At 58.4% G+C, this 8,487-nt stretch carries 8 protein-coding genes and 1 tRNA gene; 2 read left to right on the forward strand and 7 right to left on the reverse strand.

Annotation, left to right across the window (positions count from 1 at the left end; translation table 11 throughout):
• The 7 genes from nirB to AC1D2P_RS29665 form a co-directional block, all read right to left on the reverse strand.
• A partial coding sequence (gene nirB, locus AC1D2P_RS29635) for a nitrite reductase large subunit NirB (RefSeq protein WP_477811732.1) occupies positions 1-1,718 on the reverse strand: 1,718 nt, incomplete at its 3' end.
• A 445-nt stretch (positions 1,719-2,163) separates the two neighbouring features.
• Positions 2,164-2,239, reverse strand: a tRNA-Gly gene (locus AC1D2P_RS29640).
• A gap of 63 nt (positions 2,240-2,302) precedes the next feature.
• The gene (gene pgsA / locus AC1D2P_RS29645; RefSeq protein WP_477811733.1) at positions 2,303-2,863 is read right to left on the reverse strand and encodes a CDP-diacylglycerol--glycerol-3-phosphate 3-phosphatidyltransferase; all 561 of its coding nucleotides are present in this window, start codon (positions 2,861-2,863) and stop codon (positions 2,303-2,305) included.
• Positions 2,864-2,895: 32 nt separating this feature from the next.
• Positions 2,896-4,719, reverse strand: coding sequence for an excinuclease ABC subunit UvrC (gene uvrC, locus AC1D2P_RS29650; protein WP_258668059.1), 1,824 nt, complete (start codon positions 4,717-4,719; stop codon positions 2,896-2,898).
• Between the two features lie 2 nt (positions 4,720-4,721).
• Positions 4,722-5,363 (reverse strand): response regulator transcription factor GacA, encoded by a 642-nt coding sequence (gene gacA / locus AC1D2P_RS29655; RefSeq protein ID WP_008015884.1) that lies wholly within the window; start codon positions 5,361-5,363, stop codon positions 4,722-4,724.
• A 127-nt stretch (positions 5,364-5,490) separates the two neighbouring features.
• The gene (locus tag AC1D2P_RS29660) at positions 5,491-5,934 is read right to left on the reverse strand and encodes a GNAT family N-acetyltransferase (RefSeq protein ID WP_477757540.1); all 444 of its coding nucleotides are present in this window, start codon (positions 5,932-5,934) and stop codon (positions 5,491-5,493) included.
• Positions 5,935-6,693 carry a carbon-nitrogen hydrolase family protein gene (locus tag AC1D2P_RS29665; protein WP_109784724.1) on the reverse strand — a complete coding sequence of 253 codons (759 nt, stop codon included), beginning with the start codon at positions 6,691-6,693 and terminating at the stop codon, positions 5,935-5,937.
• Between the two features lie 162 nt (positions 6,694-6,855).
• Between AC1D2P_RS29665 and AC1D2P_RS29670 the strand changes: the two genes are divergently transcribed.
• Both AC1D2P_RS29670 and AC1D2P_RS29675 read left to right on the forward strand, forming a co-directional pair.
• A complete protein-coding gene (locus tag AC1D2P_RS29670) occupies positions 6,856-6,984 on the forward strand; it encodes a hypothetical protein (protein WP_477757539.1) in 129 nt (42 codons plus the stop codon).
• 336 nt (positions 6,985-7,320) lie between these two features.
• Complete coding sequence (locus tag AC1D2P_RS29675; protein WP_477757538.1) at positions 7,321-8,400, forward strand: 3-deoxy-7-phosphoheptulonate synthase; 1,080 nt, start codon at positions 7,321-7,323, stop codon at positions 8,398-8,400.
• Positions 8,401-8,487 lie beyond the last annotated feature (87 nt).

An 8,487-nucleotide genomic window follows, 5' to 3' on the forward strand; every position in this document is an offset into this window, starting at 1 on the left:
ACTGAATAGGTGCCGTTTTTCTGCATGTTGGCCATGAAGGTGTCGTTGGTGTCCTGCAACGGCACCAGCGAGGCGTCCATGATCGGCTGGTTCCAGCACGACGCGAGGATCGAGCCAACGGCCGGCTTGCAGACATCGCAACCCGTGTGGCCACGACCATGCTTGGCCAGCAGCTCTTCGAAAGTGATCACCCCTTCTACGCGCACCAGCGCATACAGCTCCTGACGCGTATAGGCGAAGTGTTCGCACAGGCTTTTATCGACACTGACGCCTCGGGCAATCAGCTCATGTTCGAAAACTTGCTTGAGCAAACCGGCGCACCCACCGCAACCGGTGCACGCTTTGGTTTGCGACTTGAGCAAACCGAGGTCAGTGCAGCCACCGTCGATGGCCGAACAAATGGAACCCTTGGTGACGTTATGGCAGGAACAGACTGTGGCCGATTCAGGCAACGCGCCCGGCCCCAGGGTCGGCGCCCCTTCGGACGACGGCAGAATCAGGCTGGCGGGTTCCGCCGGCAAGGCAATGGCGTTCTGCATGTATTGCAGCAGCGTGTCGTAATAGCTGTTATCACCGACCAACACGGCACCGAGTACGTGCTTGCCCGAAGCATCCACGACCAATCGACGGTAGCTGGCCGTGGTTTCGTCGATGAACTGATAGCTGCGCGCGCCGGGTGTGTTGCCGTGAGCGTCGCCGATGGAGCCGACATCAACACCCAGCAACTTGAGCTTGGTCGACATGTCGGCGCCCATGAACGGCTCAGCTACTTGGTCACACAAACGCGCCGCGACGCTGCGCGCCATTTGGTAGCCCGGGGCGACCAGTCCGAAAAGGCTGCCATTCCAGGACGCGCACTCGCCGATCGCGTAAATATTCGGGTCGCTGCTCAGGCATTCGCCATCAATGACCACGCCACCACGCGGACCGATGTCGAGCATGCACTGACGGGCGAGCGCATCTTGTGCGCGGATACCCGCCGAGAACACGATCAGGTCGGCCTCAAGAAATTCGTCGTTGGCGAAATTCATGCGATAGCGGTAATCCTCGCCCGCGCTGATCGATTGAGTGCCGCGCGACAGGTGCACACCGACGCCAAGCCGCTCGATCTGCGACTTCAGTGCAAGCCCACCCATTTCGTCCAACTGCACCGGCATCAAGCGCGGGGCGAACTCAACAACATGCGCTTCCAGACCCAGGCTCTTCAGGGCATTGGCGGCTTCGAGCCCCAACAGACCACCACCCACCACGACACCACGTCGCGCATTGACAGCGGCAGCACGGATCGCGTCGAGGTCTTCCAGGGTTCGATACACCAGGCGCGAATCGCCTTCAGCGCCCTCGATGGGCGGCACGAATGGATAAGACCCGGTGGCCAGGATCAATTTGTCGTAAGCAACACACCCTTGCGCGGTGATCACCTGGCGGCGGTCGCGGTCGATTTCCAACACCGGCACACCCAGATGTAGCGTCACGCCCGGCGTCTGGTACAGCGAGGCGTCACCGAGGGCCAGCGACTCGGCATCGCGGCCGGAGAAGTACTCGGAAAGGTGCACGCGGTCGTAGGCGCGCATCGGCTCCTCGCTGAACACCTGTAGCCGGTAATGCTCAAGCGCGCCCCGCTCGATCAACTGTTCAACACAATGGTGTCCGACCATGCCATTGCCAATCACGATCAGCGTTTGCAATTTGTTCAACGCGGCAACATTGGAATTCATAAGAAGCACCCGGCTAGACGATTCAAAAAGCAAAAAAAAACGCCTGAAACCTTTCGGTTCCAGGCGTCTTTGCCTGTTCTTTTGCGGTGTTGATACCAGACGTCTATGCCTGATCCACCGATGTTGCCCGCGATTCGATCGTCGTTGACCGAGGGGGCTGCCCACTCGACTGTATTCACGGTGGGCCTGCCGGGTGTGTTGCAGCGTTTGTGCCACTTTTCGCGAAAGGGGCTTCAGCCGGGCGTTTCAGGCTTATAGACGCTCAATGGGCACGGATATGCATCCGGTACTTGCCTTCGCATAGTGCAGCGACAGGTGCTACGGCTTTATAAAAGTGCACGGAGGACGCCGACATCAGCCCTTCAACCCGAAGAACCAGCCGGCAGAACCACAAAAAACGCACAAACAAAAACGCCACTCTATTGAGTGGCGTTTTTGTGAATCTTGGAGCGGGAAACGAGACTCGAACTCGCGACCCCGACCTTGGCAAGGTCGTGCTCTACCAACTGAGCTATTCCCGCGTCTTGGTGTGGCGCATTCTATAGAAATCAGAAGCCCCGTCAACCCCTTGATTCAAAAAAGTTTTATTTCTTTTCAACGTCAGTCTTCAGATGCGGCCAGGCAGCCCGCAAGTACTGGACCATCGACCACAATGTCAGGCCCGCGGATACCATCAACAAGGCATAACCGATCAAGACCCAGAAGGAAAAATCTGACGGATTGGCCAGCAGGATCACCAGCGCAAGCATCTGCGCGGCGRTTTTCCATTTACCCAGGTTCGACACCGCGACATGCGCGCGGGCGCCGAGTTCAGCCATCCATTCGCGCAAGGCCGAGACGACAATCTCACGACCGATGATCACGGCGGCCGGCAGCGTGAGCCACAGGTTGCCGTGTTCCTGCACCAACAAGACCAGCGCGACGGCGACCATCAGCTTGTCAGCCACGGGATCAAGGAACGCCCCGAACGGAGTGCTTTGTTCCAGGCGTCGAGCCAGATAACCGTCCAGCCAGTCTGTGGCGGCGGCAAATGCGAACACCGAGGCGGAAGCCACGTAGCTCCATTGGTAAGGCAGGTAGAACAGTAAAATGAAGATCGGGATGAGCAGGACGCGTAGAACGGTAATCAGATTAGGGATATTCATCGGCACAACTGGCTACGAGGTGAGTTGGCATTCTACTCGCTGTGCAGATTTGCATAAATCAACTCTGCGAGCTTTTTACTGATCCCGGGTGCTTTGGCGATCTCTTCGATGCTGGCACGAGACAGCTCCTGCAATCCACCAAAATGTTTCAATAAATCGCGACGTCTAGTTGGTCCGACACCGGCAACGCCCTCAAGCGTGGACGTGCGGCGGGTTTTCCCACGACGGGCGCGGTGCCCGGTAATGGCGAATCGGTGAGCTTCGTCACGTATTTGCTGGATCAAATGCAGCGCGGGGGAATCGCCGCGCAAGGTGAATTCGTGGGCCGCATCGTTGAGGTACAGGGTTTCGAAACCGGCCTTGCGCGTCGCCCCTTTGGCCACGCCCAACAGGATCAGGTCCGGCACCGCCAGTTCGTTGAGCACATCACGGGCCATCGACAGCTGGCCTTTACCACCGTCCACTAACAATATGTCCGGCAGCTTGCCCTCCCCGTCCTTCAGCTTGCTGAAGCGACGGGTCAAGGCCTGATGCATCGCGGCATAGTCATCACCTGCCGTCACGCCTTCGATGTTGTAGCGGCGATAGTCCGACTTGATCGGACCTTCCGGACCAAACACCACGCAAGACGCCACGGTGGCTTCACCACTGGAATGGCTGATGTCGTAGCACTCCAGACGCTGCGGCGGTTCGTCCAGCTTCAATACCTCGGCCAAGGCATCGAAACGTTCGGCGACATGCTGACGGTTAGCCAGGCGTGCGCCCAATGCCTGTTCGGCATTGGTGACCGCCAATTGCTGCCAGCGTGCTCGTGTGCCACGCACCCGATGGCTGATGGTCAGTTCGCGACCGCGCAGCGCTTCGATGGCTTCGATCAGCGTCGGGAAATCTTCATGAACCACGTTGACGATCAATTCACTCGGCAAGTCGCGCTCGGGGCTGGTGATGAAGTATTGGCCGAGAAAGGCAGCCATGACTTCGGATACGTCTTCGTCGATACCGGTTTGCGGGAAAAAGTTCTTGCTACCCAGTACCCGGCCGCCGCGAACGCTGATCAGGTGGACGCAAGCACCACCTGGGTTTACGAACGCCGCGATCACATCGATATCGCCGGTGCCGCCTTCCATGCTTTGCTGGTCCTGAACCCGACGCAACAACGATATCTGGTCGCGCAACTCGGCGGCCCGTTCGAACTCAAGGTTGATCGCCGCCTCTTCCATGCCCGCGGACAATTCGTCAGCCAGCGCATTGCTGCGGCCTTCAAGGAACATCACCGAGTGGCGAACGTCTTCGGCGTACACCTCAGGCTCCACCAGCCCTACGCACGGCGCCTTGCAACGTTTGATCTGGTATTGCAGGCAAGGACGCGTGCGGTTTTTGAAATAGCTGTCTTCACACTGACGGACAAAGAAGGTCTTTTGCAAAAGACTCAGGCTTTCGCGAATCGCTCCAGCGCTCGGGTACGGACCAAAATACTTGCCCTTGGCTTTTTTCGCACCGCGATGGATGCTCAAGCGAGGGAACTGGCCATCCGAAAGAAAGACGTAAGGATACGATTTGTCATCGCGCAGCAGGATGTTGTACGGCGGCCGCCATTCCTTGATCAGCGTCTGCTCAAGCAGCAGGGCTTCAGTTTCATTGGCGGTGATGGTGGTTTCGACCTGGGCGATGCGCGCCACCAGCGCTGCGGTCTTGGGCGCCAGACCGGATTTTCGGAAGTAGCTCGACAGGCGATTTTTCAGGTTCTTGGCTTTGCCGACATACAACAGGCGCGCATCGCTGTCGAACATGCGATACACACCGGGACGCCCACTGACCGTCGACAGAAAGGCGCTGGGATCGAAGACTTCAGTCATTGTCAGAGGCTGGCATCGACCATGCCGTGACGAACCGCCAACAGCGTCAACTCCACGTCACTGCTGATCGAAAGCTTCTCGAAAATGCGGTAACGGTAGGTGTTGACCGTTTTGGGCGACAGGCAAAGCTTGTCGGAAATGATCTGTACCTTCTGACAGCCGACAATCATCAGCGCGATCTGGATTTCGCGCTCGGACAATGCATCAAAGGGCGAATCATTGGTCGGCTGGAAAGATTTGATCGCCAATTGCTGGGCAATTTGCGGGCTGATATAGCGTTGGCCAGCAAACACCAGGCGAATGGCCTGGACCATTTCCGGCAACCCGGCACCCTTGGTCAGATAACCTGCGGCACCGGCCTGCAACAACCGTGTAGGAAACGGATCTTCCTCACAGACGGTGACTGCGACGACTTTGATATCCGGATGACTGCGCAACAGTTTGCGCGTGGCTTCAAGACCGCCAATGCCGGGCATCTTGACGTCCATCAAGACCACATCGGGTTTCAGCTCACGCGCTTTCAGCAGGGATTCTTCCCCTGACTCAGCCTGGCCGACCACTTGCAGGCCATCGATGTCAGCCAGCATTCGTGTAATGCCTGTACGAACGAGATCATGGTCATCGACTACTAGCACCCTAATCAAGCAGACACCTCGCGAAATGGTCTTATTGGGTTGCCGGACACCTTAGCAAAAAGCAATGGGCAGACCTAGCGGCAAGCGTCATATAAAAAGTATCAATACGTCATGAAAGGCTTGTCGCCAGCGTGTTTCAGCGATGAAGTCCGCCGACATCCCGCTGCATTCTCAGGAAACACTCGTCTTGACCGACCACCTTCAGGCCTTTTCTCTCGTAAAGTTTTTTTGCCGGATTATTTTCAAAAACAGTCAAGCGCAAGGCCGGGCGTCGTTCCTCGCCTGCAATATCGAATACCTGATCGATTGCCCACGAACCTGCGCCCTGCCCCTGGAACGCTTCAAGGACCTGTAATTCACGGATGTGCAAGGCCCTCGCATCGCGACTCAGGCTGACAAAACCCAGTACGGCATCATCGCGCACAATCAAGCGATTCTCACGCCCCGCCCAAGCGACATCAAACGCTTCATCCAGCCAAAGCAGATCGTACTGAATGTAATAGCGCAGCATGTTGGTGCAGGTGAGCGTACGCGCGAAGTCGAGATCCGCGGATAAGACCGCACGCCATTGGAACGCCATTCAAGCCTCCGAAACGTCTACGACACTGCCCTTCCAGCCGCCTGCATCACGGCGAGCCACCACCATCACGTTCCCGGCACTGCTCGCCGCCACGATGAGCGAACCGTCCGGCGCCCAGATTGCGCTGCGTCCGGCTGACTCCCAGCCTCCGGTCGCACCGCCATGGTTTGCCATCAGCACCGTCATTGAATGAGTGCCGGCGTAGCCTTTCAGGAGCGCCGAGTCCGGGGCATAGCCGCTTTCAGTGATCAGCACACCGGCGGCATAAAGGTCGGCACCCTGCTGCGCAGCAGCGGCAGCGTGACTGGCGTGAGAAAAATCCGCACACACCGCCAACGCGACGGTATCGCCACCAATGTTCAGCATCGATCCGCCATTGCCTGGCGCAAACGCTACTTCCTCGCCGGGGTGCAGATGCTGTTTGCTGTAAACCCCAAGCGAACCATCAGCGCCCAAAACCAGCGCACCAATCAGGACCGGCGAATCGTCCGACAGTCGAATCGGCATTCCGACGACACTGGTCACACCGACTTCGCGGGCGAAATCGCGCAATGGCTGCAGCTCTTTCGCATCAGGTACAACCGCAAGATCGGCCGCCACCCCCCGCTCATAGCCGGTCAATGACAGTTCCGGAAAGACCAGCAACTGAACGCCCTGCTCCGCGGCAACCTGCATGAAACGTTGATGCCAAACAATGTTGGCGGCGAGATCACCCGCGACGGAAATCGATTGTGCGGCGGCAATGGTCAATGGCGTCATGCTTCATCCTTGCGACGTTAGAGGGCGGGCAAAAAACCAAGTGTGTCATAAAGCGGCCCGTGCTCAAGCGATAGAAACCGCTGCCGGTGAGCGATAGCATTTTCTGATTGAAACCGCGCACCGGCCTCGAGTAAGCTCAGGCACATTCATCGGAGACAGACCATGTTCAACACCCTCTCACAGCTTGCAACGATCAGCGCCCTGCGCTCGGTGGCGGCTGCGCGAGTGAATGACGTCTGTGCTTCGGCCAGCTTTTATTTTGGGTATTGGTTTAGCCACTGGCGCGCCTGATACCCACACGGCGCCCACTTTAAACGGGTCGCCGCCAGAGTTTTCCAAACCCCCGGTCGGCCTCCCGACCGGGGGTTTTGTTTTTTCAGGCCCGAACATTTTTGCAGCACACCAGACAATTTGAGGATTCACGACATGAACTACGCCACTTATTACCGTTACGACAGTTTTTCCGCCTGGCGATTTAGCAGCCTCCGCTCGGGACAGCCTGCCGCCTCCGATCGGTCACCTACAGGTGGCAAGCACACACACGAAGCCAATCCGGCCAATTGTCGAACACCCCAGTAGGGCCGAGCGCGCGGGAACGAACCCGCCGCCAGCCCAGGAAGCCTGAATATGAACTCGTCCGTCTCTGCTCTGCCGCTGTCCACCTTGAGCCCTGCCAACGAAGCGCTGACCCTGCGTCTGCCCAGCTCGTTGCAACTCAAACAGCAATTGCCCCTCAGCAATGCCCTGACCCGGCAAGTCGCTGCCCACCGCGATGCGGTCCGCGCGATTCTCAACGGTGAAGATTCCCGTTTGCTGGTGATCGTCGGTCCTTGCTCGATTCATGACCCACAGTCCGCCCTCGAATACGCGGCCAATCTTGCCCGACTCGCCACCGATGTCAGCGATGAAATGCTGCTGGTGATGCGCGCCTACGTCGAAAAACCTCGCACCACGGTCGGCTGGAAAGGCCTGGCCTATGACCCGCATCTCGATGGCAGTGATGACATGGCCGGCGGTTTGACGCTGTCGCGTGAACTGATGCGTGAAATGCTTCGTCTCGGCTTGCCGATTGCAACCGAACTGCTGCAACCCATGGCAGTCGGCTACTTTGACGACTTGCTGAGCTGGGTGGCGATTGGTGCCCGCACCACTGAATCGCAGATCCACCGAGAAATGGCCAGCGGCCTGAGCATGCCCGTCGGGTTCAAGAACGGCACCGACGGCGGCGTGGCCGTTGCCAGCGACGCCATGCGCTCCGCTGCGCATCCGCACCGCCATTTCGGCGTCGATAGCCAGGGACATCCCGCGATCATCCAGACGCCCGGCAACCCCGACACTCACCTCGTATTGCGCGGCGGACACCATGGACCGAACTACGATCGCGACAGCGTCACCCAGGTGAACCGCGATTTGACCCGGCTCAAGATCCCGGCGCGAATCATGGTCGATTGCAGCCATGCCAACAGCGGAAAAGACCCGGCGCGGCAACCTGCGGTGTTCAACGATGTGCTCGAACAACGCCTGCAAGGCGACCGATCGCTGATCGGCATGATGATCGAGAGCCATTTGTTCGAAGGCTGCCAACCCCTGAGTCCATCGCTGCGCTATGGCGTTTCGGTCACCGATGGCTGTCTTGGCTGGGAAGGCACGGAACAGTTGTTGCGCCAGGCCGCCGATCGGCTTCGAGCGCAGCGCCAGAATCAATAAACGGCTAACGCACTTTCTGTAGCAGCTGGCGAAGCCTGCGTTCGGCTGCGCAGCAGTCGTGAAATCAGACGATGCGGTGTTTCAGGT

This window comes from Pseudomonas sp. P1_F1_2 (assembly GCF_056405815.1).